At 35.8% G+C, this 26398-nt stretch carries 20 protein-coding genes; 10 read left to right on the forward strand and 10 right to left on the reverse strand.

The genetic code is table 11. The annotated features are described in order from the left end of the window. Positions 1-3: 3 nt before the first annotated feature. The 3 genes from IIF7_RS16190 to IIF7_RS16200 are packed head-to-tail and all read right to left on the reverse strand — an operon-like array spanning position 4 to position 4066. On the reverse strand, positions 4-1293 hold the full coding sequence (locus IIF7_RS16190) for a glycosyltransferase family 4 protein (RefSeq protein WP_084842747.1): 1290 nt from the start codon (positions 1291-1293) through the stop codon (positions 4-6). Positions 1294-1296: 3 nt separating this feature from the next. After that, positions 1297-3711, reverse strand: coding sequence for a YfhO family protein (locus tag IIF7_RS16195; RefSeq protein ID WP_176218980.1), 2415 nt, complete (start codon positions 3709-3711; stop codon positions 1297-1299). 58 nt (positions 3712-3769) lie between these two features. Next, entirely contained in the window at positions 3770-4066 is a 297-nt protein-coding gene (locus IIF7_RS16200; protein WP_084842748.1) for a DUF4834 family protein, read from the reverse strand. A 107-nt stretch (positions 4067-4173) separates the two neighbouring features. Here IIF7_RS16200 and IIF7_RS16205 point away from each other — a divergent pair, with 107 nt between their 5' ends. Beyond that, positions 4174-5115, forward strand: a complete 942-nt coding sequence (locus IIF7_RS16205; RefSeq protein ID WP_084842749.1) for a transporter — start codon at positions 4174-4176, stop codon at positions 5113-5115. A gap of 77 nt (positions 5116-5192) precedes the next feature. Here the strand turns inward: IIF7_RS16205 and IIF7_RS16210 are convergent, their stop codons facing one another. The 3 genes from IIF7_RS16210 to IIF7_RS16220 form a co-directional block, all read right to left on the reverse strand. Then, positions 5193-6458 (reverse strand): aminotransferase class I/II-fold pyridoxal phosphate-dependent enzyme, encoded by a 1266-nt coding sequence (locus IIF7_RS16210; protein WP_084842750.1) that lies wholly within the window; start codon positions 6456-6458, stop codon positions 5193-5195. Between the two features lie 140 nt (positions 6459-6598). Next, a complete protein-coding gene (locus IIF7_RS16215) occupies positions 6599-7639 on the reverse strand; it encodes a PLP-dependent cysteine synthase family protein (RefSeq protein ID WP_084842751.1) in 1041 nt (346 codons plus the stop codon). A gap of 89 nt (positions 7640-7728) precedes the next feature. Next, a complete protein-coding gene (locus IIF7_RS16220) occupies positions 7729-9789 on the reverse strand; it encodes a S9 family peptidase (RefSeq protein WP_139801348.1) in 2061 nt (686 codons plus the stop codon). A 136-nt stretch (positions 9790-9925) separates the two neighbouring features. Between IIF7_RS16220 and IIF7_RS16225 the strand changes: the two genes are divergently transcribed. Continuing rightward, positions 9926-10252, forward strand: a complete 327-nt coding sequence (locus IIF7_RS16225; protein WP_084842753.1) for a YbaB/EbfC family nucleoid-associated protein — start codon at positions 9926-9928, stop codon at positions 10250-10252. 131 nt (positions 10253-10383) lie between these two features. Here the strand turns inward: IIF7_RS16225 and IIF7_RS16230 are convergent, their stop codons facing one another. Both IIF7_RS16230 and IIF7_RS16235 read right to left on the reverse strand, forming a co-directional pair. Next, on the reverse strand, positions 10384-11412 hold the full coding sequence (locus IIF7_RS16230) for a threonine aldolase family protein (protein WP_084842754.1): 1029 nt from the start codon (positions 11410-11412) through the stop codon (positions 10384-10386). 18 nt (positions 11413-11430) lie between these two features. Beyond that, positions 11431-13830 (reverse strand): zinc-dependent metalloprotease, encoded by a 2400-nt coding sequence (locus tag IIF7_RS16235; protein ID WP_084842755.1) that lies wholly within the window; start codon positions 13828-13830, stop codon positions 11431-11433. 422 nt (positions 13831-14252) lie between these two features. Between IIF7_RS16235 and prfB the strand changes: the two genes are divergently transcribed. From prfB to IIF7_RS16255, 4 genes are all read left to right on the forward strand, one after another. Then, positions 14253-15350 carry a peptide chain release factor 2 gene (prfB, locus tag IIF7_RS16240; RefSeq protein WP_084842756.1) on the forward strand — a complete coding sequence of 366 codons (1098 nt, stop codon included), beginning with the start codon at positions 14253-14255 and terminating at the stop codon, positions 15348-15350. Positions 15351-15541: 191 nt separating this feature from the next. Beyond that, the gene (gene arsC / locus IIF7_RS16245; RefSeq protein WP_084842757.1) at positions 15542-15883 is read left to right on the forward strand and encodes an arsenate reductase (glutaredoxin); all 342 of its coding nucleotides are present in this window, start codon (positions 15542-15544) and stop codon (positions 15881-15883) included. Positions 15884-15912: 29 nt separating this feature from the next. Further along, the gene (locus tag IIF7_RS16250; protein ID WP_084842758.1) at positions 15913-16287 is read left to right on the forward strand and encodes a hypothetical protein; all 375 of its coding nucleotides are present in this window, start codon (positions 15913-15915) and stop codon (positions 16285-16287) included. Between the two features lie 121 nt (positions 16288-16408). Next, positions 16409-18937: a TonB-dependent receptor domain-containing protein gene (locus IIF7_RS16255; RefSeq protein ID WP_084842759.1), complete on the forward strand. Its 2529-nt coding sequence runs from the start codon at positions 16409-16411 to the stop codon at positions 18935-18937. 66 nt (positions 18938-19003) lie between these two features. On the opposite strand, the gene IIF7_RS16260 is transcribed toward IIF7_RS16255, so the two are convergent. Next, complete coding sequence (locus IIF7_RS16260; RefSeq protein ID WP_084842847.1) at positions 19004-19183, reverse strand: hypothetical protein; 180 nt, start codon at positions 19181-19183, stop codon at positions 19004-19006. Positions 19184-19369: 186 nt separating this feature from the next. Between IIF7_RS16260 and fumC the strand changes: the two genes are divergently transcribed. Further along, positions 19370-20767, forward strand: a complete 1398-nt coding sequence (gene fumC / locus IIF7_RS16265; RefSeq protein ID WP_084842760.1) for a class II fumarate hydratase — start codon at positions 19370-19372, stop codon at positions 20765-20767. A 107-nt stretch (positions 20768-20874) separates the two neighbouring features. Here fumC and ccsA read toward each other — a convergent pair whose 3' ends face one another. Then, positions 20875-24075 (reverse strand): cytochrome c biogenesis protein CcsA, encoded by a 3201-nt coding sequence (ccsA, locus tag IIF7_RS16270; RefSeq protein WP_217806690.1) that lies wholly within the window; start codon positions 24073-24075, stop codon positions 20875-20877. 127 nt (positions 24076-24202) lie between these two features. Here ccsA and IIF7_RS16275 point away from each other — a divergent pair, with 127 nt between their 5' ends. Genes IIF7_RS16275 through IIF7_RS16285 form a run of 3 tightly spaced genes read left to right on the forward strand, consistent with a single transcriptional unit; the run spans position 24203 to position 26394 of the window. Then, a complete protein-coding gene (locus IIF7_RS16275; RefSeq protein WP_084842761.1) occupies positions 24203-24964 on the forward strand; it encodes a Rossmann-like and DUF2520 domain-containing protein in 762 nt (253 codons plus the stop codon). Next, complete coding sequence (locus IIF7_RS16280; protein ID WP_084842762.1) at positions 24948-25457, forward strand: KdsC family phosphatase; 510 nt, start codon at positions 24948-24950, stop codon at positions 25455-25457. The genes IIF7_RS16275 and IIF7_RS16280 overlap by 17 nt, the downstream gene beginning before the upstream one ends. Positions 25458-25482: 25 nt before the next feature. Continuing rightward, a complete protein-coding gene (locus tag IIF7_RS16285; RefSeq protein ID WP_084842763.1) occupies positions 25483-26394 on the forward strand; it encodes a geranylgeranylglycerol-phosphate geranylgeranyltransferase in 912 nt (303 codons plus the stop codon). The last annotated feature ends 4 nt before the right edge of the window (positions 26395-26398 follow it).

Here is a 26398-nt window from a genome sequence, read left to right on the forward strand (position 1 = left end):
AAACTAATTTTTGATCAATTCCGCTAGCTTTTTTGTGAGGTTTTTGCGGTGATAATCCTCGATATTTTTGCTATCCGAAATTAGTTTGTTTTCCCGATATTTTTGATAAGAACTCAAAATATATTCTTTTAGCGCCAATTCTTCCTGATACTGAAAACTTTCTCCAGAATTTGTTTCTTCTATAATTTTCGCTACATCCCACTCTGATGGTCCAATAGCTAATATTGGACGTTTTGCGGCTAAATATTCGAATAGTTTCCCGGCGATTATGCCTTTGGTTTCTTCGGAATTTATTTCAATTAACAATAATAATTGAGATGATTTTTGAATAATTAAAGCTTCAGAATGACCTATATAACCTCCTAAAAGCAAATTCTTGTCCAAACCGGCTTCTTTTATACTTTGCACCACTTCATCACTAACCGCTCCGTATAATTTCAATTTAAGCACATTTCTGAAATCTTTATTTTCTGCGGAAATTTCAGCTATAACCTTCCAAAGTGAGTTAGGATTTCTACCTGAAAGCAACGAACCGATATGAGAAATACTGAAGTTTTCATCTAATTTAGATATTACAGAAGGTTCATTAAAATCCGAATCAAAACCATTAGTGATAACTTCAATAGGTTTCGATGTTTTTGAAGCAAATTCTTTTTTCGTGGTAAAACTTGTGGTAATGATCTTATCGGCCGAGTTCAAAACTTCCTTTTCTAATCTTTGATGTTTTTTAGCTGAATTTTTAGTGAGTTTCAGCTCTTTTTGATAACCAATCTGAGTCCATGGATCCCTAAAATCGGCTATCCACTGCAATTGAAGTTCTCTTTTTAGTCCTAAACCAATAAGATGCAAACTATGCGGCGGCCCTGTTGTGATCACAGTATCGATATTGGCAGATTTAAGGTATGATTTTAGAAATTTTACCGATGGTTTTATCCAAAACTTTCTGGCATCCGGAATAAAAAAATTCCCCCGAATATAAAGCATAAGCTTTTGCATAAAACTTTGCTTATCCTTCTGCTTGATAATTCCAGAACTTATGGTTTTTGTATCCTTTTTGGATAAAAAAGAAGCTAATTTATAAGGTTCAAAAATTGATCGCTTAATGATCTCGATATCCTCTGGGACTTCATTTAAAAAAGATTCATCTACCAGCGGATAGTTAGGATCATCAGGAATATAAACCACAGGCTCGATTCCAAAATCCCTAAGATATTTAACGAATTTCAACCAGCGCTGAACACCGGGACCACCAGCCGGCGGCCAGTAATAGGTAATAATCAGCACTTTTTTCATAAACTAGGCTTTTTTGCGATAGGCAAAAACAAATCCGCCCACGATAAGAATCACCAAAACAAGCGTACTTGCTAAAGCAATAGTTCCACCAGTTTGAATTACTTCTGGCTCAAACTTAAAAGTTACCGTATGTTCTCCCTGCGGAATATTCATCGCTCTAAGTACGTAATCTGCCCGAACGTGATCTACTTTTTCACCGTCGATGTAAGCATGCCATCCTGGTTGATAGTACATTTCAGAAAAAACAGCTAATTGCCTGATAGAAGCTTTTGTTTTATAAACCAACTCGTTTGGTTGCTCACTTACCAGTTCGATCGTTCCCACTTCATCATAAACAAAGTCCATTTTTATAACGTCCTTAAAACTATTATCGATAATGGCAGCATCTTTTAGATCTGTTTCTTTAATGGCTAATATTTCAGCATTTGCATCGTCTACCCATTCTACATCTCTAACAAACCACGCATTACCATAAACTCCCGGGTTTTGCTGTGCCTGCACACCTTTTTCAGTAGGGATAATAAAGTACTTCACGTTTAACATGTTTAAAACCTTCATGTTATTTTGTGAAATATAGAAATCGTATAAGTCCTGTAATCTACCTGGCTTAGCACCGTGATAACCACCAATACTATTGTGAAAATAAGAAGCTCGAGAACTTGTTAAAGGATCACCACTAAGATCGAAAACGCGATATCTTGAAGTGTCCTGCATAATTTGCTGATCGGCCGAATTTGGTTGATAAGGCTGCTCCATTTTACGAGCATTCACAAAATCGTCTCCGTTTACATAACGTCTGGCCACCGGAACTAGATCCGCTAAAAATAGGAGCGCAAAACCTCCAATAATAAGTTTTTTAGATATTTTTTCCTGAAGATAAAACCAGATAAGAAAAACACTTAATGCAACAAAAATAAAACTTCGAATAGCGTCACCAACAAGCATCGACTGGCGATCTTCTTTTAGGGCATTCATTAGATCCATCCCTAATTGCTGGCGTAATTGTGCATCTCGAAGACCACTAAAATCAAATAGCACCGAATTGAAGAGGATTAAAATCAAAGCCAATCCTGCAGTTACGATAGAACTCCATTTAAGAGCTTCGATCTTCTCTTCTTTGGTATGTTTATTAGCAAAAAGACACGATAATCCAACGATCGCTAATAACGGAACACAAAGTTCTACAATCACCTGAATAGAAGATACCGCTCTAAACTTGTTGTAAAGTGGTACATAATCGATAAAGAATTCAGTAAAAAACCCAAAATTCTTACCCCAGGAAAGTAAAAGTGTAAGTACAGTTCCGCCAACAACCCACCATTTTAATCGCCCTCTAATTAAGAATAGCGCAAAAACGAATAGAAATATAATGGTGGCACCAATGTATGCCGGGCCGGCAACAATAGGTTGTTGTCCCCAATACGTTGGTGCATTTTGAGTAAAATTCTTTGCCTGAACAGGAGAAGCTCCCATTTTTTGCAATTCAGAATACAATTCAGAATCCTCGCCTACATCTTCAGCACCGCTTCCTCCCATAAAGCCCGGAATAAAAAGATCTAAAGTCTCTGATATTCCGTAGCTATATTCGGTAATATAATCATAGGTTAAACCAACTTCAGGTTTATCGTTACCATCTGGTTTAATGGTTAAACCGGTATCACCACGGGTACTGTGGCTGGTATATTCTTGTGTCGCAATAAGATTAGTTGCATTTGTTCCTATCGCCAGGATAACTGCAACAACCATCACGCCTAAAGCTTTAAAATACTGCGGAAGTTTTTTCCTTTTAAAAGCATCAATTAGATAAACAATTCCAAGAACGATGACCAATAACAAAAGATAATATGTCATCTGAAAATGGTTTGCCTGAATTTCTAAAGCCATCGCAATAGCAAGCAAACTAAAACCGCCAATAAGTTTTTGTCTAAATGTGAGGATAATTCCGCCTAAAACCATTGGCATATAAGCAATAGCATGTGCTTTGGCATTATGACCCACACCAAGTATAATGATAAAATAAGTCGAAAACCCAAAGGCAATCGCACCAAGAAAGGCTAATTTATAATCTATTTTTAAACATAACAGCAGGATATAAAATCCTATAAAATAAAGAAACAGGTAATCTGCCGGCCTTGGTAAAAATCGTAAAACAGAATCTAATTTTTTGATGTAATTATGAGGATAATAAGCTCCTAATTGATAGGTAGGCATTCCACCAAAAGCAGCATCTGTCCAATATGGTTCCTCCCCAGTTTCTGCTCTAAAGTCAGATTGTTCTTTCGCCATCCCGATATACTGAACAATATCACTTTGAAAGATTTCTTTTCCCTTTAAAACCGGATTAAAATAAAAAAGAGCGATAACCACAAATCCCAGTAAAACCAGAATATGAGGAAGAAACTGTTTTAATTTAGCCATTTACAGATTATTTTTTGTTTCCTGAATAAGGAAACGCACATATTTAAGAATCCCGAAATTAATCAATTTCTTCGTAATCGATATACTCACCAACCTCTTTGTTTGATTTTCTACGATTTCGTGGCTTTTTATTTATGCTAACGTTAGCTTCTTTTGTGGTATTTTTATTTTGCGCACCTTGTTGTGCTGCGTTGAATTGCTGATTAAACTGCTGTTCAAACTTCCTACCCATTTTTTTCATTGCATATTTCAGCAACATAGGACCAAAGTATCGAAGTAATATTTTGAAACCGAAGTATACTAATAAAACAATAAGGATCGTTTTTATTACTCCGGAAAAATCTGCCTGAATCATAAAATTCTAATTTCAGCAAAAATAAAAATTAAGGTTCAGAATCGGAATCTATGTATCTTAAATAAACAATAAATTCAATTATATTTGAATAGAAAAACCCATAATCTATGCTTAAATTAAAGGTCTTTGCTTTTGTATTCATTACAGGTACTATTATCGCAAACGCTCAGTTTACTGAAACGATCAATTCTAACCGGCCAGGACAATCTCAGGGAGCTTTTGCAGTTGGAACTGGTGTTTATCAACTTGAAGCAGGTGGGTTTTATGGTAACGATACCCATGAACTTAGGCAAACAGATACCGATCTTTATGGTGCTAATTATATGATTAGAGCAGGACTTCTAACAGATATCCTGGAGTTAAGTATTAAAGGAAGATATCAGGTTGAAGAAACTATGATCTATCAGGGAGGCCAAAATCGAACTTACGAGAGGAAAAACTTCCCATTTAATACCATAGGAGCAAAAGTACTGTTGTACGATCCTAATAAAAATGGCGATAACCGCCGCGAAATAAATATTAGAAGTTGGGACGCTAACCAAAAATTTGACTGGAAAAGACTAATCCCTGCTGTTTCTCTTTATGGTGGAGCTAATGTTACCATACAAGATGAAAATCCTTATCGTTTTGAAGGAGAAAGTAAGTATACGCCACAAGTTACGCTTATCACCCAGCACAATTGGGGACGATTTGTTTGGGTAATGAATTTTACTGCTGAAAAGTTTACTGAAACTTATGATAACTACGAATTTATAGGCACGTTAACCCATGCTTTCAATCCTAAATTTGCAATATTTGGCGAATACCAGGCAATTATTGGTGACTTGTATGCTGATGATATTTTTAGAGCTGGTGGTGCCTATCTTATAACAGATTATTTGCAGGTAGATGTTGCAGGATTAGCTAATGTTAAGGATACACCATCAAGATGGCAGGTACAAGCAGGATTATCTGTTCGATTAAATTTTCATAAGGATACCGAATTTAAAAATCTTTCTAAAGAAGGCGACCAAAGAAGAGCCAGAACAGACCAGCAATATAATTTCTAAAATTCGGTAAAATATAATTGCATAAAAAAGCCGCTAAAAAATTAGCGGCTTTTTTATGCAATATTGATATTTACTACTTAAGCTTTATTAGCCATCGCAGCAGCTACAGAAGCTGATAATCTTTTATATGTTCCGTTCTCTAAACGCTCTCTAATTGAAGAGAAAGCTACTAAAGTTTCTTCTACATCCTCTAAAGTATGAGAAGCCGTAGGGATCATTCTTAATAATATTAATCCTTTTGGAATTACCGGATACACCACGATCGAACAGAAAACTCCATAATTTTCACGAAGATCTTTTACTAGCGCCATTGCTTCAGGAATACTTCCCTTTAAGTAAACCGGAGTTACACAGCTTTGTGTTGTTCCAATATCAAAACCACGATCTTTTAATCCGTTTTGAAGTGCATTCACATTCTCCCATAGCTTATTTTTAAGCTCTGGTCTAGTTCTTAGCATTTCAAGACGTTTAAGTGCGCCCACTACCAATTGCATTTGTAGCGACTTCGCAAACATTTGTGATCTTAAGTTATATTTTAAGTAATCGATAATTTCTTTATCTCCGGCGATAAATGCACCTGTACTTGCCATAGATTTAGCAAAAGTAGCAAAGTACACATCAATATCGTCCTGTACTCCCTGCTCTTCTCCTGCTCCTGCTCCTGTTTTTCCTAAAGTTCCAAAACCATGAGCATCATCTACGAATAAACGGAATTTATATTTTTTCTTAAGCTCTACAATTTCCTTAAGTTTTCCCTGCTCACCACGCATTCCAAAAACACCTTCAGAAATCAAAAGAATTCCTCCTCCGGTTTGCTCAGCAATTTTAGTTGCTCTTTGCAGGTTTTTTTCGATACTTTCCATATCGTTGTGCTTGTAGGTAAAGCGCTGTCCTAAATGAAGACGAACACCATCAATAATACAAGCATGAGCATCTACATCGTATACAATCACATCTTGTTTAGATACTAAAGCATCGATAGTAGATACCATTCCTTGATATCCAAAATTTAAAAGATAAGCGGCCTGCTTGTGTACAAAAGAAGCCAACTCGTCCTGAAGTTTTTCGTGTAGACTTGTATGACCACTCATCATTCTTGCGCCCATTGGATAAGCAGAACCCCACTCGGCTGCAGCCTCGGCATCTACTTTTCTAACCTCTGGGTGATTAGCAAGACCTAAATAGTCGTTCACACTCCACGTGATCACATCTCTCCCTCTAAACTTCATTCTATTAGAAATAGGTCCTTCCAGCTTTGGGAATACGAAGTATCCTTCTGCCTGCTCTGCCCATTTTCCTAAAGGCCCTTTATCTTTGTATATTTTGTCAAACAGATCTCTCATTGAATATTTTTTATACGAACCGCAAAAATACTGAAATTCGGTTCAATTCTACAAAGTATTTTGTATAGCTTTTAAAAAAGAAAGCATCCTTAGCTAAGGATGCTTTAAATTATTATTTATTTAAAAAACAATGCAAAATATTATTTTATAAATTCTATAGCTTTAACCTCAGCTTCATTTTTGGTATCAAAAAAGCCTTGCTCTTCCATCCAATCGTCGCTATAAATCTTACTCATATATCGGCTTCCGTGATCTGGGAACATAATAACAACCTTAGAATTTTCATCAAACTCTCCTTCTTCAGCCAATTGTTTTACTCCCTGAGTTGCTGCACCACTTGTATAACCTACAAACATTCCTTCAGTCTTTGCAAGCTCTCTAGCAGTGTGCGCACTTTCTTCATCAGTAACCTTAACAAAGCGATCTATTGCATCAAAATCTGTAGCTGTAGGAATTAAATTCTTTCCTAAACCTTCTATTCTGTATGGATAGATTTCTTCAGAATCAAATTCTCTGGTTTCGTGGTATTTTTTTAATACTGAACCATAAGCATCGATCCCAATAATATTTACGTCTGGATTTTGTTCTTTTAGATATCTTGCAGTTCCAGAAATTGTTCCTCCGGTACCACTACAAGCAATAAGGTGGGTGATTTTACCTTCTGTCTGGTTCCAAATCTCTGGCCCAGTAGATCTATAATGAGCCTCTGTATTTAAATCGTTGAAATACTGATTAATATATACAGAACCTTTAATCTCTCTATGAAGTCTTTTGGCAACCTCGTAATAAGATCTTGGATCGTCTGCTGCAACGTGAGCCGGGCAAACATAAACCTTAGCCCCCATAGTTCTTAGCATATCGATCTTATCTTTCGATGCTTTAGAACTTACAGCAAGGATACATTCGTAACCTTTTACCTGGCTAACCATTGCGATACTAAATCCTGTGTTTCCAGAAGTTGTTTCGATAATGGTATCTCCAGGTTTTAATATTCCTTTTCTTTCTGCTTCTTCAATAATATATAAAGCAATTCGATCTTTAGAGGAGTGCCCCGGATTAAAAGCTTCTACTTTAGCGTAGAAATCTCCTTTGAAACCTTCAGTGATCTTATTAAGCTGTACTAGCGGTGTCTTTCCTATAAGTTGTAGAACATTATCGTACACCTGCAAATCTTCTTTCATAAATGAAGTTCTTTACGTTTTAAGGTTGGCCTTTTGAAAGCCGGGAAAAATGTTTCAAAACCGTTCAAAGTTAAGGCAAATTTTTTTAATTATTCCTTAATTCCAACTAAATCGAATAAAAATGCATATTCTTCTGCCACTTCTTTTATAGCTTCAAACCTTCCTGAAGCCCCACCATGACCGGTATCCATATTTGTATGTAATAATAAAAGATTATTATCTGTTTTTAATTCACGTAATTTGGCTACCCATTTTGCTGGTTCCCAATACTGTACCTGAGAATCATGTAAACCTGTAGTTACCAACATATTAGGATAATCCTGAGCAACTACATTATCGTATGGCGAATAGGATAACATATACTCATAATAATCTTTTTCATTAGGATTTCCCCACTCATCATATTCACCAGTTGTTAATGGAATGCTATCATCTAACATGGTTGTTACTACATCTACAAAAGGAACTGCAGCAATTACTCCTTTGTAAAGCTGTGGCGCCATATTAATTACCGCTCCCATTAATAAACCTCCTGCAGATCCTCCCATAGCGAATAATTTTTCTTCGGAAGTATAATTTTCTGCAATAAGATGTTTAGAAACGTCTATAAAATCTGTAAACGTATTTCGTTTGGTAAAAAGTTTACCGTCTTCGTACCAGTTTCGCCCCAAATATTCACCGCCTCGAATATGTGCGATCGCGTAAACAAAACCACGATCCAATAAACTTAATCTTACTGTTGAAAAATAAGGATCGATTGTAGAACCATACGATCCATAAGCATACTGAAGTAAAGGATTAGTTCCGTCCTTTTTAATTCCTTTTCTGTATACTAAAGAAACTGGAACTTTTGTTCCATCTTCAGCTGTGGCCCAAATACGTTCTGAAGTATAATTCTCTTTATCAAATTTTCCGCCTAAAACTTCCTGTTCTTTTAACACGGTTTTTTCTTTAGTAACCATATTAAAATCTACTACTGAAGTTGGCGTCGTCATCGAGTTATAGGTATAACGAAGCACCTCTGTATCAAAATCTGGATTTATAGAGGTATATGCCGTATAAGTTTCATTATCGAACGGAATAAAATAATTGTCACTTTCGTCCCAACGAATAATTCTTATTTCATTAAGTCCGTTTTTGCGTTCTCCAATCACCAGAAAATCTTTAAAAATATCGATATCCTCTAAAAGAACATCCTCTCGATGTGCAATCACATCTTCCCAATTTTCCATTTCTGTTGCTGAAGTTGGTGTTTTCATCAACTTAAAATTCTGGGCTTCATCTTTATTGGTAAGAATATAGAAATACTTCCCAAAATGAGAAATACTGTATTCTAATCCGCGTAGCCTTGGCTGAATCACTTTAAATTCACCTTCAGGCTTATCGGCTTCCAACACACGATATTCTGTAGTTAATGTACTATGTGAGCCAATTACGATATATTTTTTAGATTTCGATTTATACACATAAGTATTAAAAGTTTCGTCATCTTCCTGAAAAACCAGCTCATCCTGTGCAGGATCTGTACCTAAAATATGCTTATAGATCTGAAAGCTTCGCAAAGTCTGCTCGTCTTTCTTCGTATAATATAAAGTCTTATTGTCGTTAGCCCAGGTAGAACCACCGGTGGTATTTTCAATTTTTTCCGGATACAATTCCCCGGTTTCCAAATTCTTGATCTGGATAGTATATTTTCTTCGGCTTACCGTATCGGTTCCAAAAGCCACCATTTTATTATCGGGGCTCACATTTAAACCGCCTAAACGATAATATTCGAAACCTTCAGCCATAATGTTTACATTAAACATCACTTCTTCCGGCGCTTCCTGAGTTCCTTTTTTTCTTGAAAATATTGGATAATCTCCACCTTTTTCAAATCTCGTGATATACCAGTAACCATTTAAACGATAAGGAACAGATTGATCGTCTTCTTTGATCCTTGCTTTCATTTCTTCAAACAAACTCGCCTGAAACTCTTTGGTATGCGCAGTTTGTATATCATTATATTCATTCTCAGCATTTAAATAAGCAATTACCTCGGGATCTTCACGATCGTTCATCCAATAATAATTGTCGATTCTTACATCGCCATGAATTTCTAATTCCTTCGGTATTTTTTTTGCCTTTGGTGGCTGCACTTCTTTATTCAAAATCAATTCAATTTTTTAACGTGCGCAAAGGTAAGGCTTCAAATCTAAAATCGTAATTACAGATTCACAATTTCTTAGAACAACTTCAACTTAGATTTTACTAATTTTGCAATTCTAACTAAAAAAGAAACCGACTATGTTTGGAGATATGATGGGTATGATGAATAAGATCAAAGAAGCCCAGGACAATGTAGAAAAAACTAAAGAACGCCTAAAAACGGTGCTTATTGATGAGCAATCTAGTGACGGACTATTAAAAGTGACCGTTTCTGCTGCACGCGAAGTGAAAAGTATCGATATCGCAGATGAGCTTTTAGAGGACAAAGAGCAACTAGAAGATTATTTAGTGCTTACACTTAATAAAGCTATCGCAAAAGCTTCAGATATCAACGAAAGAGAGCTTGGAGCAGCTGCAAAAGACGGAATGCCAGATATTCCTGGTCTTGGTGATATGTTTAAGTAAGATTTTAGAGATTAGATCTGAGAAACTAGATTTTAGATTTGAGCCATTAGATTTTTGATCATTTTTAAAAATCATATAAAAAAACCTGCAATATCGATATTGCAGGTTTTTTGTTTCTATTTTTTATGAATCTATAAACTAATATTCGTTAAAACTGAAAGGAATTTTTGGTGCATCTCTTTAGTATAATCTAAATGCGTTACGATTCTTAACTTTCCTTTTCCTAAGGCACTAATTCTTATATTATTTTCCTGAAGCATTTTATTGAATTTCTCTTCATTTGAAGCATCCTTCAAACTAAAAATAATTATATTGGTTTCAACCGGCTCTACTTCACCAATATAAGATTGCGCATTAAGGGTTTCAGCAATTTCAGCAGCTCTTTTATGATCTTCGGCTAAACGATCTACATGATTGTCTAATGCATAAATTGCGGCTGCAGCCATAAAACCTACCTGCCGCATTCCGCCTCCTAAAACTTTACGAACGCGCATCGCATTTTTCATAACATCTTTGTTGCCGATCAAAACTGATCCCATTGGCGTTCCCAATCCTTTAGAAAGACATACCGAAATCGTATCGAAAAGCTTTCCATAATCTTTTGGTGATTCTCCTTTTGCCACCAGCGCATTAAATAATCTTGCGCCATCTAAATGCAAACCAAGACCATGCGAATTACAAACTTTTCTAATCTTTTTAATCTCTTCGATATCGTAACAAGCGCCGCCGCCTTTGTTGGTCGTGTTTTCTAAGCAAACTAAAGTTGTAAGCGGACTATGATAAAAATCTGGCGGATTTATATTTTCTTCTACCTGCGCAGCAGTGATCATCCCGCGATGTCCATCTACCAGCTTACAACTTACGCCACTATTAAAACTGGCGCCACCACCTTCGTAATTATAAACATGCGCCCATTTATCACAAATTAATTGATCGGCTGGTTGTGTATGCAACTTTATCGCTGCCTGGTTGGCCATACTTCCGGTAGGAAAAAATAAAGCCTCGTCTTTCCCAAAAAGTTTGGCTAATTTTTCTTCTAATGCATTAACCGAAGGATCTTCTTTATAAACATCGTCACCAACCTGGGCATTCATCATCGCCTTTAGCATTCCTTTGGTTGGCTTGGTTACCGTGTCACTTCTTAAATCTATTTCGCTCATAAAATCTATGTGGTTTTTCTATAATCCTGTACACATAAAACTCCCAATTGGGGAACCATCTGGAATTTTAGGTGCATCTGGCATTGGTTCAAATTCGCCCGGTTTATCAAAAAACAGTTCTATTTCTTCTAACATTTGCTCATAAATAGCATCGTCCTGCTCGTCTAACCAGTCTTCTAATTCGGCTAACTGGTAATTAACCTCAGCTTTCACCAATGGCGTACTCTTTTTACTTGCGGCTAAGTTAAATAAATGCTGTAGCACATTATAATTTATAGTGTATTGTGCTGCAAGCAAATAAGAATCTTTAGGCTGATATTGGATAGTTTCAGCGATTAATTTTTCAAGTAGATCCTCTAAGCCTAGTTGCTTTTTATCTAATGATTTTTGCTGAACCAATCTGGCCATACGCTCCGGGTTCAGTAATAATCCTAAGGTCATATCGCTTGCTGTGGCCGGTGCTCCCAAAGCATCGAACGCCACTCCCGTATTACTTTTGAAGGATTCGCGCGATCTCCCGTAACCAAAAGCTCTTGGTGGGAAAAGCGCTAATTTTTCCTGCGGAATAGCTAAGGTTTCTGCTTTTAAAGTTTTGATCAAAGCATCCAAAGCTGATTTTTGACGTTTTGGCGATAAAGTTTCTACCACTTTTTCAGAACCACCTTTCACGGCAAAATTATAATCTAAACCACCAACTAATTTGCTTACCGCTTCAGTTTGATATCGATGGAAGAAGTATAAAGGCACAAAAACATCTTCTAAAACCGAATAAGGTTCGTTAGTTCTAAAATTATCTTCAGAAAAATTTGCTATCGCTTTTTCACGAATTTCAAGAACATCATTTAATTCTGCTGTTACATCTTTTCCATTATCCCATAAATGTGCATTTACATGAGCTCCACTTTGCGCGCGTGCATCACTATCACTTATAAATTGAATTCCCTGATCGTAAGTTTCCTGAATAACAGCATTTAAATAGGCTCTTTCTGAAGCTTCCTTCGGAATATCAGAATATGCATATTTTACGATCAATTTATCCCATTCTCCAATATTGGTGTCGTAAGCATTTGCAGTGGTAATTTCTCCGTTTTCGATGCTAAATTGCGGATGAGGATAATCCATTACTGAAGCTCTATCGCTAACGCTGGCCGCAAAATTATGCGCAAAACCTAAAGTGTGACCAACCTCGTGAGCCGAAAGCTGTCGGATTCTGGCAATCGCCATTTCCATCATTTCCTCATGATTTTCGTCACTTTCAGCAAAAGGTTTATTAAGCAAAGCCTGGGCGATCATAAAATCCTGGCGAATTCTTAAACTTCCTAAACTAACATGCCCTTTAATAATCTCTCCCGTTCTTGGATCGACAACGCTGGCACCATAGCTCCAACCACGTGTAGAACGGTGCACCCATTGGATCACATTATAACGAACATCCAAAGGATCTGCATCTGCTGGTAACATTTTTACCTGGAAAGCATCCTTGTAACCTATACTTTCGTAAGCCTGGTTCCACCAACTTGCTCCTTCTAACAAAGCTGATCGAACAGGTTCTGGCGTACCAGGATCTAAATAATAAATTATTGGCGCTACTGCTTCACTAGCTTCGGCTTCCGGGTTTTTCTTTTCTAATCGGTGACGAACAGCATATCTTTTTAAAATTGGTTCGTAAACCGGTGATGCATAATCGTAATACGAAATTGAATTTACTCCGCTACGAGGATCAAAAAGTCGTTTTTCATAATTATCATCTGGTAATTCTACAAAAGAATAATGCTGAATTACGCTAATGTTAGCTGCATCTGGAACTACACTTCTTACTGTTCCGCTTTGCGGAGAACCTTCAAACGTCAACAAACTTTCAAACTCAACATTCTTAGGAAATGCTTTGGTTCTGTCTAATTGTAAGGCGCTCTTATTTTTACTTATTTTATAACTTCCGTAGTTACCACGTTTTAAACGCTCTGCAACACCATGCGCGTCTTCCATAATAAAAGGCGTAAGATCGATAATAAACTTATCATCTTTTTCCTCTTTAATTTCGAAACCATAGATCACAGATTTTGCAAAAGCTTCTTCGATACTTTGTTTTTCCAGTTCGTTATCGGTAACTGCACGATATCTTTGGTTAGGTTCAACCAATAATAATTTATCACCGGCACGTTGAAATTTTACTACTGAAGCGCCTCCTAACTGGCCACGATCCAAACCTATATCGTTACTCCCTACTCCGCTTCTCAGCGCGTGATTGTAAAGAAATAATTCATCGATTTTATCAACTTCAAGGTAGATTTCATCGGTCTTTTGATTATAATAGAAATCAAAATAACCTTCGTATTTCTTTAGATCTTCTTTTTTCTCCAGGAACTGGCAAAATATATTCTGTGAAAACAGTAAAATAAGTAGTAGTAATTTTTTCATAAGGGTAGTTTAGATGTTGCTCAAATTTATAGAATTTCTGCTACGGAAGCTATTTTAGATAAATTTGAAGCCTATTTCTTTTAAATACGGAGTATAAACCGAGTTGAACTATCAATTTATCAAAAGAAACAGCCTAAAAAGCCAAATTTTTCTACAGAATATTAATCTAAAGACCTTTGTAAAAGAATATTTTGTATCGATACTGGATATTTTTTGGATGTATTTTTTAAACCAAAAGATCGATAAGTTTATTTACAATTGCTCTAACTTCTTGTTTAAGCCTAGGATTGTTTAAATTTGTCTATTCTAATAAAAACAGTGACAACCGACTAAAATTTTTACTGGATTCTGTTTAAAACAATTAACAAATCCTTCAAATTTTAATTACACAAAAAGAAGTATACTGCACTAAATTAAGATATATGATTACTACCGATCAGGTAAAAGATATAACATCCAGAATTGATAGTTTAAAAGTTCATTTAAATATTGAGCAAAAGCTGATTGAGATTCAGAATGAAGAGGAAAAAACCTTCGATCCTAACTTTTGGGATAACCCATCTGAAGCTGAAGTTTTTATGAAAACCCTTAAAGGTAAAAAGAAATGGGTAAATGATTACAAGGCATCTAAAAGCGGATTGGAAGAATTACAGGTATTACTAGAATTCTATAACGAAGGTGAAGCTGAAGAAGAAGACGTTGTAAAACAATACGAAAAAATATTAAGTATTGTTGAAGAACTGGAGTTTAAAAATATGCTTTCTGAAGAAGGAGATGATTTAAGCGCTGTTTTACAAATTACTGCCGGTGCTGGTGGTACAGAAAGCTGCGATTGGGCGCAAATGCTAATGCGTATGTATTTAATGTGGGCAGAAAAGCAAGGCTATAAAATTAAAGAGTTAAACTACCAGGAAGGTGACGTCGCAGGAATAAAAACGGTCACCTTAGAGATTGAAGGTGATTATGCTTTTGGATGGCTTAAAGGCGAAAATGGGGTACATCGATTAGTGCGTATTTCACCATTTGATAGTAATGCCAAAAGACATACTTCTTTTGCTTCAGTTTACGTATATCCATTAGTAGATGATACGATAGAGATAGAAATTAATCCTGCAGATATCGAAATTACCACTGCAAGGTCTAGTGGTGCCGGTGGACAAAATGTAAATAAGGTAGAAACAAAAGTGCAATTAGTTCACCATCCTACCGGGATTCAGATTTCCTGTTCAGAAACACGTTCGCAACATGATAACCGTGAGCGTGCCATGCAAATGCTTAGATCGCAATTGTATGAAATAGAACTGGAAAAACAACGTGAACAACGTGAAGACATTGAAGCCAGTAAGAAAAAAATTGAATGGGGATCGCAAATACGAAATTATGTAATGCATCCTTACAAACTGGTTAAAGATGTAAGAACTGCTGAAGAAACCGGAAACGTGGATAGCGTAATGGACGGGCATATAGACCAGTTTTTAAAAGCCTATTTAATGATGATGGGACAAAAAAATGAAGATTAATATTGTATAAAATTAGATTATATTTTTTCAGATTTTGATAAAACTCAATCTTGAAGTTATCAAAAAATGTTGCTTAAACAGCTTTTCAAAGCTTTAAAGGATAGCATAAAGTTGACTAATAACAAATATCTGAGATTTAAAATCTGGATTATCGAATAAAATTTGTTTATCTTAAAGAAAAAGGAGAAAAAATGATTACGATTTATCATAATACTCGATGTACAAAATCGAGACAAGGATTAGAAATTGTAGAAAACTCGGGCAAAGAATTTCAGGTAAGACAGTATCTAAAAGAACCTTTATCTGAAGAAGAATTAAAAGCTTTATTAACCAAACTGAACATGACGGCTATTCAGTTAGTTAGAAAAAATGAGAAAATATGGAAAGAGAACTTTAAAGATAAAGATCTTAGTGAAAACGAATTGGTACGAATTATGGTAGAAAACCCTAAGTTGATAGAACGACCAATCGTAGAAAATGAAACTGAAGCTGTTGTAGGAAGACCTCCACAGGATATCAATAAAGTAATCTAAAGAGTACTTTCTTACTAAAAACCAAAAACATGAAACTTACACTAAACCAAAGAATATCATTAATAAGTCTGGCAGGAATGCTAGTAACAGGATTTGTGGTCTCACAAATTTATATGAATAGGAAAAGTCGTGAAGAAATAAAAGATATTGCTGAAGAACTGGCACTTTTATGGAGAGATCGATTATTTCTTGACGACGAGCAAACCAGTAAAATGGAAGATCTTATTATCGAATATACACTTAAGAAAAACGAGATTATTAATAGCAGCATGAATCCTATTGCACAGGTTAGAAAGCTTAAAGGCATACAAAAGTCTGAGCATCGAAACCTTGCAAAGTTGCTATCTAAAGATCAATTTGAAAAATATCTTAACATAAATAAAGAAATTCGAAAAAAATCTTAGCAACTAAGGTTCAATGGGTAAAGCTTCAATTTAACAGGTTTTACGGGCTTCTTTAACGCAAGTTTAACCAATAGGCTTTAAACCTTTTCGATTAAGGGCGGTCATAGAAGAAAAAGTTTTAATGACCGCCAAATTTAATTTTAGACAGAGTTTAGCGCTTTTATTTTTTCTAAGCCTAAATATCACTCTATTCGCGCAGAGTGCAGATTATACCGTATCGGGTAAAGTTATTGATAATGATTTAAAAGTTCCGTTAGAATACGCTACGGTAAGTATTATTGATGCCAACAATCCCAGCAAAGTAACAGGAGGAGTTACCGATATAGATGGTAATTTTGCTATTGAAGTTGCTGAAGGGACTTACAATATCAAAGTAGAGTTTATCTCCTACGAAAGCAAAAATTTTAATAATAGAAAAGTAAATTCAGATCTTAATCTTGGTACTATTGCCTTAGGAGTAAGTTCTGCAAGTCTTGATGAAGTTGTTGTAAGAGCAGAAACCACTCAGGTTGATGTAAGATTAGACAAAAAAGTATATAATATTGGTAAAGACCTTACCACTGCCGGTGGAACTGTAAGTGATGCATTAAACAATGTACCTTCGGTTTCTGTAGATGTAGAAGGAGGAATTAGTTTAAGAGGTAACGAAAATGTTAGAATCTTAATTAATGGCAAACCTTCAGCAATGGCCGGTTTTGGTTCTACAGACGTATTAAGCCAGCTTCCTGCAGATGCTATAGAACGTGTAGAAGTAATTACCTCTCCTTCTGCAAGATATGATGCTGAAGGTACTGCGGGTATCTTAAACATCATTTTAAGAAAAGACAAAACCTTAGGATTTAACGGTTCTCTTACGCTTACTGGTGGTGATCCTGCAAATGCTGGTGCTTCAGCAAATATTAACTACCGTACAGAAAAATTCAACCTTTTTAATACTACAGGTTATCGTTATCGCAAAAGCCCAGGTAATGGTTTTAATGATACCGAGTATTTTGAAGACAGAGAAATTCCACTTTTAGAAGATATTTTTTACGATCGCAATATCGAAGATCGTGATATGGATCGTGAGAATAAAGGTTTTAATACCAACTTAGGTTTAGAATATTACATAAACGACCAATCATCTATTACAGGGTCTATTTTTTATAGAAACGGAGACGATGAAGATCTAACAACAAATATTAGTCAGTATTTCCTAGATGGAGCAGAAAGCCTAGGGACTACAAGAAGTGAGTTAGAAACTGAAGATGACGAAAGTTACCAGTTTGCCGTTAACTACATTAATAAGTTTAATGACGAAGGGCATCAGCTTACTGCAGATTTTCAGTACGATATTAATAAAGAAACACAGGCAGCTTATATTTCAGAACTTGTAGATTATAACAATACAGGTGTAGACGATATTAGCATTCCTAGAGAAGAAACAAATACTTTAGAAGATAGAACTGAATATTTACTACAGGCTGATTATGTTCTTCCTCTTGGTGAAAATTCTCAATTTGAAGCTGGATACCGTGGTAACTTCGAAAATACAGTTACAGATTACGAATTACGCCAGGAAAACGATAATGGAGTGCTTGCTATAAACGAAAATCAAACCAATATTTTTGATTATACTGAAAATGTACAGGCGCTATATACTCAGTATGGCTCTAAATTTGGTGATTTTAGCTTCCTTTTAGGTTTACGTTTAGAAAACACTAATCTTAAAGGAAATATCGATTCTCAACTTACTGAAGAAGAGTTACGTGAAGAATTTGGTTTTCAAATCAACACAAACTTCGATAATAACTACTTAGGATTATTCCCAACGGTAAACCTTATTTTCGAACTTGGTGAAGAAGAAAACATTACTTTAGGATACAACCGTAGGATTAACCGCCCACGTGGATGGTTTATCAATCCATTCCCTTCAAGAAACAGTAGAACTAATATCTTTCAGGGGAACCCTAACCTACAACCTGCGTTCTCTAATGCATTCGATATTGGTTATCTAAAGAGATGGAAAAAATTAACTTTCACTTCTTCTGTGTATTTCCAAAGAGAAACAGACGCTTTCCAAAGAGTACAGGATAACATTACTATTTCTGGCCCTAACGATACCGAAGTTGATGTTATTAGAACTTTACCTATTAACCTTGGTACTAACGATCGTTTAGGTGCTGAACTTGGTTTCTTATACAATCCTGCATCATGGTTAAGATTAAACGGTAGCTTTAACTTCTTCCAGTTTAATATTGAAGGAGAATTTGAAGGTACAGATTACAGCCAGGAAAACAACAGCTGGTTTGGTAGATTTAGTTCTAAAGTAAGTTTACCACTAGGGGTAGATTGGCAAACAAATGCGTTCTACATGGGACCTTCAGACGAGATCCAGGGACAAAGAGACGGGATGCTTTCTATCGACCTTGCACTTAGTAAAGATATCTTTAACGATAACGCAACGATCTCGGCTAACGTAAGTGACCTTTTAAACTCTAGAAGAAGACAGGGAACTACAACTACAGATATGTTTACTCAGTATAGCGAATTTCAGTGGAGACAACGCCAAATTAATGTTTCTTTAATTTACAGATTCAACCAACAAAAGAATCAGCAAAGAAGAGAAAATAGAAATATGGAAGATAATGATATGGAAGGAGATTTTTAATCTCCTTCTTTCCTATTTTTAGATAAAATAGGGCATAAAAAAAGGGACTTTTAAAAGTCCCTTTTTTTATGCTTTTTGTTCTTTGGCAGCTTTTCTTTTTGCTTTTTTCTCCTTAAGAAGATCCATTATAGAACCACCTAACCAATAAGGAACGATCACCGCTGTAAGGAAGATCATTAACCAAAATCCCATTGTTAGAATAGTTAAAAACGCCAAAAAACCCAGAAATTGATCGAAATCGAACATCATAATTTTTAGTATTTGGATTACAAAGATAAAATTTATAAAGCGCCCGCCACAATTAAATTGCTAATTTTTGAACAATCCTATTAACAATAAATATTATCGCTCATTTTCAACCAATTTTAAAGCTTTTTTATACCGTAAAAGTTAGTGAAACCTTAAATTTGTGTAACAATCAATATTTAAATTATGGACTTTAGAATAGAGAAAGATACCATGGGGGAAGTTAAAGTTCCTTCAGATAAACTTTGGGGTGCACAAACCGAGCGCTCACGTAATAATTTTAAAATAGGTCCTGCGGCTAGCATGCCTCTAGAAATTGTTTATGGCTTTGCTTACCTTAAAAAAGCTGCTGCGTATACCAACTGCGAATTAGGTGTTCTTGCTGAAGAGAAAAGAGACCTTATTGGTAAAGTTTGTGATGAAATTTTAGAAGGAAAACACGACGATCAATTTCCTTTGGTAATATGGCAAACTGGTAGTGGTACGCAATCTAACATGAACGTTAATGAGGTAATCGCTAATCGCGCTCATCAAATTGCAGGAAAAACTATAGGAGAAGGTGATAAAACCCTTCAGCCAAATGACGATGTAAACAAATCACAATCATCTAATGATACCTTCCCTACCGGAATGCATATCGCTGCTTACAAGAAAGTGATCGAAGTTACACTTCCGGGAGTAAAACAATTAAGGGATACTTTAAAGAAAAAATCTGAAGATTTTAGAGAAGTAGTAAAAATTGGCCGTACTCACTTTATGGACGCTACTCCGCTTACTTTAGGGCAGGAATTTAGTGGTTATGCCACGCAATTAGACTACGGAATTAAAGCACTGGAAAATACATTACCTCACCTTGGAGAATTAGCTTTAGGTGGAACAGCTGTTGGAACCGGACTGAACACTCCTGAAGGCTACGCCGTAAAAGTTGCTGAAAAGATTGCTGAATTTACCGGCTTACCTTTTACCTCTGCTGCCAATAAATTTGAAGCTCTTGCTGCTCACGATGCATTAGTAGAAACTCACTCTGCTTTAAAGCAACTAGCCGTTTCGTTAAATAAAATTGGTAATGACATTAGAATGATTGCCAGTGGTCCTCGTTCAGGAATCGGAGAAATTAATATTCCAGCTAACGAACCTGGTTCTTCTATTATGCCAGGAAAAGTAAATCCTACACAATGCGAAGCCTTAACAATGGTTTGTGCACAGGTAATTGGTAACGATGTTGCTATTAGTGCCGGTGGAATGCAGGGACAGTTTGAGCTTAACGTTTTTAAACCTGTAATGGCTGCTAATTTGTTACAAAGTGCAGAATTAATTGGTGATGCCTGTGTTTCTTTTGATGTAAATTGTGCTCAGGGAATCGAGCCAAATCATGCCAGAATTCAGGAGCATTTAAATAATTCATTAATGCTGGTTACTGCTTTAAATACTAAGATTGGATATTATAAAGCTGCCGAGATTGCAAATACCGCACATAAAAACGGTACTACACTAAAAGAAGAGGCCGTTAATCTTGGTTACCTAACCGCCGAAGAATTCGACGAATGGGTACAACCAAAAGATATGGTAGGAAGCTTAAAATAAGTTTTTATAAAAATTAGCTTCAATTTTATACAAAATCAAAAGGCTGTCTAATTTAGACAGCCTTTTTTATATTCAATTCCTAAGAAATAAGGAAAAAATAAGAATGTTTAGATTCGTTCTTCTTTTTTCTCTTTGATCTCTTTCTTAGCTTTTTTCTTGTAGTAAATACTATATCTCCAATAAGAAACAGCTCCTAATATCGCAACTACAAGCAAGGCGTAATAAACAAATGTTGGAGTAATTACTTTATCACCACTGGCATAAGAGTGTAAACCTGTTAGGTAGAAATTCACTCCAAAATACGTCATCATAATCGAAGCATACGCCACAACTGCCATAAAGTTAAAAGTCCATCGACCTCTTAAACCAGGTACCAAACGCATGTGAATTACAAAAGCATAGACCATAATACTAATCAGCGCCCAGGTTTCTTTTGGATCCCAGCCCCAATAACGTCCCCAACTCTCGTTAGCCCATTGTCCACCCAAAAAGTTACCAATAGTAAGCATCACCAATCCTACGGTAAGTGCCATTTCTGTCACTATGGTAATTTCTCGAATGCTTAGTTCAATTCGCTTTTTGCTCTTTTCTGTGGTCATTATCATTAAAAGTAGCGAAACTACTCCCAGGATCATTCCTAAGGTAAACGGCCCGTAACTTCCTACGATAACCGAAACGTGGATCATTAACCAATAAGAATTTAATACAGGAACAAGATTTGCAATTGCAGGATCCATCCAGTTCCAATGTGCAACCATAAGAATCATTGAAGCTACAAAAGCGGTTGAAGCAATCGTTAAATTACTTTTTCTACCAAAAGCCAATCCAAAGAACATGGTTGCCCATCCTACATAGATCATCGATTCGTAAGCATCACTCCACGGTGCATGGCCAGAAATGTACCATCTAAATCCTAATCCAGCTGTATGCAGTGCAAAGAGTATAATAATGGCTGCCGTACAAACATTAATAACCATTCTAATGGCTTTGCGATCCTTTAATATTTGTGCCACTACAAGCACCAACATTACCAAACCTGCAAGCATGTACATCCAGAAAAGGTTTCTAAAAATATCGTATTTATTATACAGAATTTCAGCATTTATTTTGTCTTCAGAAGGCAATACATCAGATCCAAATTTTTGCTGATAGTCTTTTATACTTTGTAGATATTTATTGGCCTGCTCGTAATCATCTGTTTGCCTAGCCAGCTTAAGTGCATTCATGTACAACGGAATGATTTGTTGTGTATACACTGAATCCATTCCTTTTAACAAACCAGAATCCTGAGCTTCTTTATGAGAAATCCATTTGTTATTCTCGTCTCCCGGTACAGGAAAAACTCTTAGAATATTCCCATCCAAAGCCTGCCATAAAAGATTTACACGCTTATCTGCTTCTATAAAATCTTTCTGAAACTGGTTTGGTACCGGTGCTCTATAGGCTTCCTGTAAATAAGGTGAAAGTTTATAACTTCCCTCATCATCCATAAAATCAAGCAGACTCAAATATTTTTTCTCTTCTGGTACCCCGGCAATGTGACGAATACTATCATTGTATTTTTTCACATAAATAAGCGGAATATCGTACCAGTAAAATGGACTTTCAGACATTGATAAAAATACCTGATCTGAATTCAAACCTTTATAATCGTCCTTTTTACTAAGCTTTCTTAATAATTCCGAAGAAAAAGTATTAGCAGGTTTCATTCGTCCACCAGCGTCCTGAATGATCAGTCTTCCAAATTTTGCTGCATGTTCTTTGCTTACGGCATTTGCAAGAATTACAGAATCCAGTTGCTCTTGCGTGGTTTGGATGTGTGAATGATCATCCTGAGTTTCCTGAGCGAAAGCGCCAAAAGTAGTACCGAAAATCGCTAAAATTAGCCCTAAAGTTTTTTGCTTAGCTTTTACTTTATCCAGCATTACTTTTACTTTTCCGAATCGAGAACCTTTAGCAAACATAATCCACATTAAACCAATATATAATAAGAAATAACCAATGTAAGTGATCCAGGTTCCCCAAAAATCATGGTTTACAGAAAGTACAGTTCCGCTTTCATCTGGCATAAAACTAGACTGAAAAAAACGATAGCCCTGCAAATCTAAAACGTGGTTCATAAAAATCTCGTAAGGTCTTGGCTCTTTGCCATCTTCGATAATTTCGATCTTACTTTTAAAAGAAGAATAACTATTCTCGGTTCCGGGATATTTTTCAGCAATAAAATCGTCCAGTTTTAAAGAAAAAGGAAGCTCCATTTCTTTAGAACCATAATTAAGATAAATATCAATCCCTCCTACCGAGATTTTCTCTGGCTCGTTGGCAATTCCTTTTGCGCCCATTAAGGTCACATTTTCTGATTCGCCATTACTGCTAATTTTTAAACTCACCGCGTCTGGCTGATTCTTTTCTTTCTGCGGTGTTGCCATAACATCGTAACTTCCTCTTACTACAGGATCTGGGATTACAAATTGCATATTCCCCATGGTGTAAAGCGATCTTAGCATTAAAGGTTGAATAGAATCTGCTACTAAATTCCCTTGTTTTTGATCTGCCATTCGCATATAATCGGCCTCAAAAGGAGAATCGATTAAATATTCACCATCTTCTGTAAGTTGAATATTAATGGCACCTTCGGTTTCATTATTTAAAGAGAATAAAACATTATGGATGCTACTAACTTCTCCTTCTTTTAAATAGTGCTCGTGACGCGAACCACCACCAGCTTCAACTATTTTTAAATAGTTATCGCCATTAGGGTTTTCAATCAATTTTTCTTCAGCTCCGTAGATAAAATTAGTAAGCTCAAATTTTACCGGCTGGCCGTTATAATCTGTATTCAGGATATATTCATTATCATACTCTGGCCCAAAAAGCACAGGCTCTTGCAAAACTCTACGTCTTGGCTCGCCATTTATTTCACCATCCAGAAAAAAGGTAAAATAAGTCTTTTCTGAAAGGAATTTATTGGTGGTTTCGCCTTCCTGAATTGGCATTACACCTTCGTAACTAATATATCTTGTAACAAAAGCACCAATTAAAATAAGAATAAAGGAAAGGTGCAATAAAAGTGAAGACCACTTTTCTTTTTTGTGTAGATTGTATCGTTTAATATTTCCTAAAAAGTTAATAAGGAAAAATACCATTATGGCTTCGAACCACCAGGTATTATAAATCATTAAACGTGCTGTTTCTATACTGTACCAGTTTTCGATAAATGTTCCTAACGCCATTGCGATTGCAAAAACGACGAACAACACTGCCATTATACGAGTGGAAAATATGACAGAAGCAATTTTTTTCTGCATGAAAAGATAATCTTTGAAATGGCTGCAAATTTAAGGATTTTGTATTAGTTAATAAGTCTTAAATCCAAGCAATATCCCGATTCAAATGTTAATTTTGCCCGAGTTATTTTTTTAATAATTTAGCGAAATGATGAAAGTCGTACTTCTTGGCGCCGGAAACCTTGCTTATCACCTGTTTAGGGTTTTTGAAGCCAGTGTAGGTGTAGAAATCGTTCAGGTTTTTAATCATCGCCAGGAAAAATTAACTGACTTTGCAGATAAAGTTGCTACCACGACATTAATTGCTGAAATAAAAGAAGCCGATTTTTATCTAATATCAGTAAAAGATGATGCTATTGCTGAAGTTTCTTCAAGATTAAGACCGAAAAACGGAATTGTTTTACATACTTCAGGCGCTATAGAAATTAATGTTCTAGCTGAACATCACAATTTTGGTGTTTTTTATCCTTTACAGAGCTTTTCCAGAGAAAAAGAAGTCGATTTTCAGCAAATTCCGATTTGCATTGAGGCAAATTCCGAAGAAAACTTAGAGAAGATTAGACAGCTGGCTTTACAAATTTCAGCTTCAGTTCATAAAATTTCATCTGAACAACGTAGAATATCGCATGTAGCCGCGGTTTTTGCAAATAACTTCAGTAATTTTATGTTCTCAACTGCTTCTGAAATTTGCGAGAAGCATCAAATCCCATTTGATATTTTAAAGCCTTTGATAGCAGAAACTTTTCAGAAGATCGAAAAAGTTTCTCCTAAAGAAGCACAAACTGGCCCTGCCCGAAGAAACGATAAAGAAACGATGGCAGCGCATTTAAAATATTTAGACGAAGACCAACAAAAATTATATAAAACAATATCTGAAGCAATACTAAAAAGCTATGGAAAAGAGTTATAAAGAATATCTAAACGACATCACTACTTTTGTTTTCGACGTAGACGGCGTGTTAACCAATGGATCTGTGCAAGTAACCACGGAAGGGGACTTAATACGAACCATGAGCGTTAAAGATGGTTATGCGCTTAAACAGGCGGTAAAAGCTGGTTATACCGTTTGTATTATTTCCGGAGGAAAAAATGAAGGTGTTCGCACCAGATTAAGAGAACTGGGAATCACCGATATTTATCTTGGTATCGATGATAAAGTAGAACAACTAGACGAGTTTTTTGATATTTACGATATCAAAGCAGAAAATGTACTTTATATGGGAGACGATATTCCAGATATGTATCCCATGAAATTAATTGCTTTACCAACCTGCCCACAAGATGCCGTACCAGAGGTTAAAGAAGTTTCTAAATATATTTCTCACAAAAATGGTGGCGATGGTTGCGCTCGCGATGTAATCGAACAGGTGATGAAAGTACAGGGTAAATGGATAGAACAATAAACCTAAACAACGTTAAAGATATTTTATGCCATATTTAAAACTGGTACGATATGGCAATTTGCTGTTTATAGCTTTGTGCCTTTTGCTTATTCGGTTTGGTTTTTTCAACCAGTTCGATGCCAGTACAGCGCTAAGTAATACCCAATTTATTTTACTGATCATTGCGGTAGTTTGTATCGCAGCATCGGGTTATGTGATTAATAATATTCTGGATTACGAGGCAGATCGTATTAACGCTCCCAAGCGACTGGTAATACGAGAAAAGATAAGTGAAAAATCGGCTTACAATCTGTTTTTTGCACTCAATATTATTGGTGTGGGGATTGGTTTTTATATCGCAAACACTATACAATCGCCGGCATTTTCTGCGATTTTCATCTTTACTTCTGCCCTGCTCTATCTTTATGCCACGTATTTAAAACATATCGCAATTGTAGGTAATTTAGTGATCAGTTTTCTAGTAGGGCTGGTGGTTTTACTGCCTGTTATCTTTGATCTTTATCCAAAAATCACTTCCCAAAACATCCAAAATCAGCGCCTATTATTTGATATTTTAGTCTATTATTCACTTTATGCGATGTTGCTGAATTTTGTACGAGAGATTATAAAAGATCAGGAAGATATTAATGGTGATTACAAAACGCAAAGCAACACCTTACCATTGCTTATTGGGCAAAAAAGAACAAACATGTTCGTTTTTATCTTTTGCGTTTTTTTATTAATTTTTAGCGTCATTTTTTTAGGCGAAGACCTTTACAGTAATACAAAAGCCGTAGTTTATGCACTGGTATTTATTATTGCTCCTCTACTCGCTTTAATCGCCGGAATCTTAAAAGCAGACTCTAAAAAAGATTATTCAAAATTTAGTCTTATTTTAAAATGCATGCTGTTTTTTGGATTGCTTTCTTTAGGATTTCCAGAATATTTAATGTCCTGATTTT

It is taken from the genome of Zunongwangia atlantica 22II14-10F7 (assembly GCF_002094855.1).
In the GTDB taxonomy this organism is placed as follows: Bacteria; Bacteroidota; Bacteroidia; order Flavobacteriales; family Flavobacteriaceae; genus Zunongwangia; species Zunongwangia atlantica.

What these genes read in the sequence shown, in the direction of transcription:
- IIF7_RS16255 (WP_084842759.1), top strand. Translation starts at nt 16,409, where the DNA reads ATGACCGCCAAATTTAATTTTAGACAGAGTTTAGCGCTTTTATTTTTT.
- IIF7_RS16205 (WP_084842749.1), top strand. Translation starts at nt 4,174, where the DNA reads ATGCTTAAATTAAAGGTCTTTGCTTTTGTATTCATTACAGGTACTATT.
- IIF7_RS16275 (WP_084842761.1), top strand. Translation starts at nt 24,203, where the DNA reads ATGATGAAAGTCGTACTTCTTGGCGCCGGAAACCTTGCTTATCACCTG.
- IIF7_RS16260 (WP_084842847.1), bottom strand. Translation starts at nt 19,183, where the DNA reads ATGTTCGATTTCGATCAATTTCTGGGTTTTTTGGCGTTTTTAACTATT.
- IIF7_RS16280 (WP_084842762.1), top strand. Translation starts at nt 24,948, where the DNA reads ATGGAAAAGAGTTATAAAGAATATCTAAACGACATCACTACTTTTGTT.
- IIF7_RS16200 (WP_084842748.1), bottom strand. Translation starts at nt 4,066, where the DNA reads ATGATTCAGGCAGATTTTTCCGGAGTAATAAAAACGATCCTTATTGTT.
- IIF7_RS16215 (WP_084842751.1), bottom strand. Translation starts at nt 7,639, where the DNA reads ATGAAAGAAGATTTGCAGGTGTACGATAATGTTCTACAACTTATAGGA.
- IIF7_RS16210 (WP_084842750.1), bottom strand. Translation starts at nt 6,458, where the DNA reads ATGAGAGATCTGTTTGACAAAATATACAAAGATAAAGGGCCTTTAGGA.
- ccsA (WP_217806690.1), bottom strand. Translation starts at nt 24,075, where the DNA reads ATGCAGAAAAAAATTGCTTCTGTCATATTTTCCACTCGTATAATGGCA.
- IIF7_RS16235 (WP_084842755.1), bottom strand. Translation starts at nt 13,830, where the DNA reads ATGAAAAAATTACTACTACTTATTTTACTGTTTTCACAGAATATATTT.
- IIF7_RS16230 (WP_084842754.1), bottom strand. Translation starts at nt 11,412, where the DNA reads ATGAGCGAAATAGATTTAAGAAGTGACACGGTAACCAAGCCAACCAAA.
- IIF7_RS16225 (WP_084842753.1), top strand. Translation starts at nt 9,926, where the DNA reads ATGTTTGGAGATATGATGGGTATGATGAATAAGATCAAAGAAGCCCAG.
- IIF7_RS16285 (WP_084842763.1), top strand. Translation starts at nt 25,483, where the DNA reads ATGCCATATTTAAAACTGGTACGATATGGCAATTTGCTGTTTATAGCT.
- IIF7_RS16250 (WP_084842758.1), top strand. Translation starts at nt 15,913, where the DNA reads ATGAAACTTACACTAAACCAAAGAATATCATTAATAAGTCTGGCAGGA.
- IIF7_RS16190 (WP_084842747.1), bottom strand. Translation starts at nt 1,293, where the DNA reads ATGAAAAAAGTGCTGATTATTACCTATTACTGGCCGCCGGCTGGTGGT.
- IIF7_RS16195 (WP_176218980.1), bottom strand. Translation starts at nt 3,711, where the DNA reads ATGGCTAAATTAAAACAGTTTCTTCCTCATATTCTGGTTTTACTGGGA.
- arsC (WP_084842757.1), top strand. Translation starts at nt 15,542, where the DNA reads ATGATTACGATTTATCATAATACTCGATGTACAAAATCGAGACAAGGA.
- prfB (WP_084842756.1), top strand. Translation starts at nt 14,253, where the DNA reads ATGATTACTACCGATCAGGTAAAAGATATAACATCCAGAATTGATAGT.
- fumC (WP_084842760.1), top strand. Translation starts at nt 19,370, where the DNA reads ATGGACTTTAGAATAGAGAAAGATACCATGGGGGAAGTTAAAGTTCCT.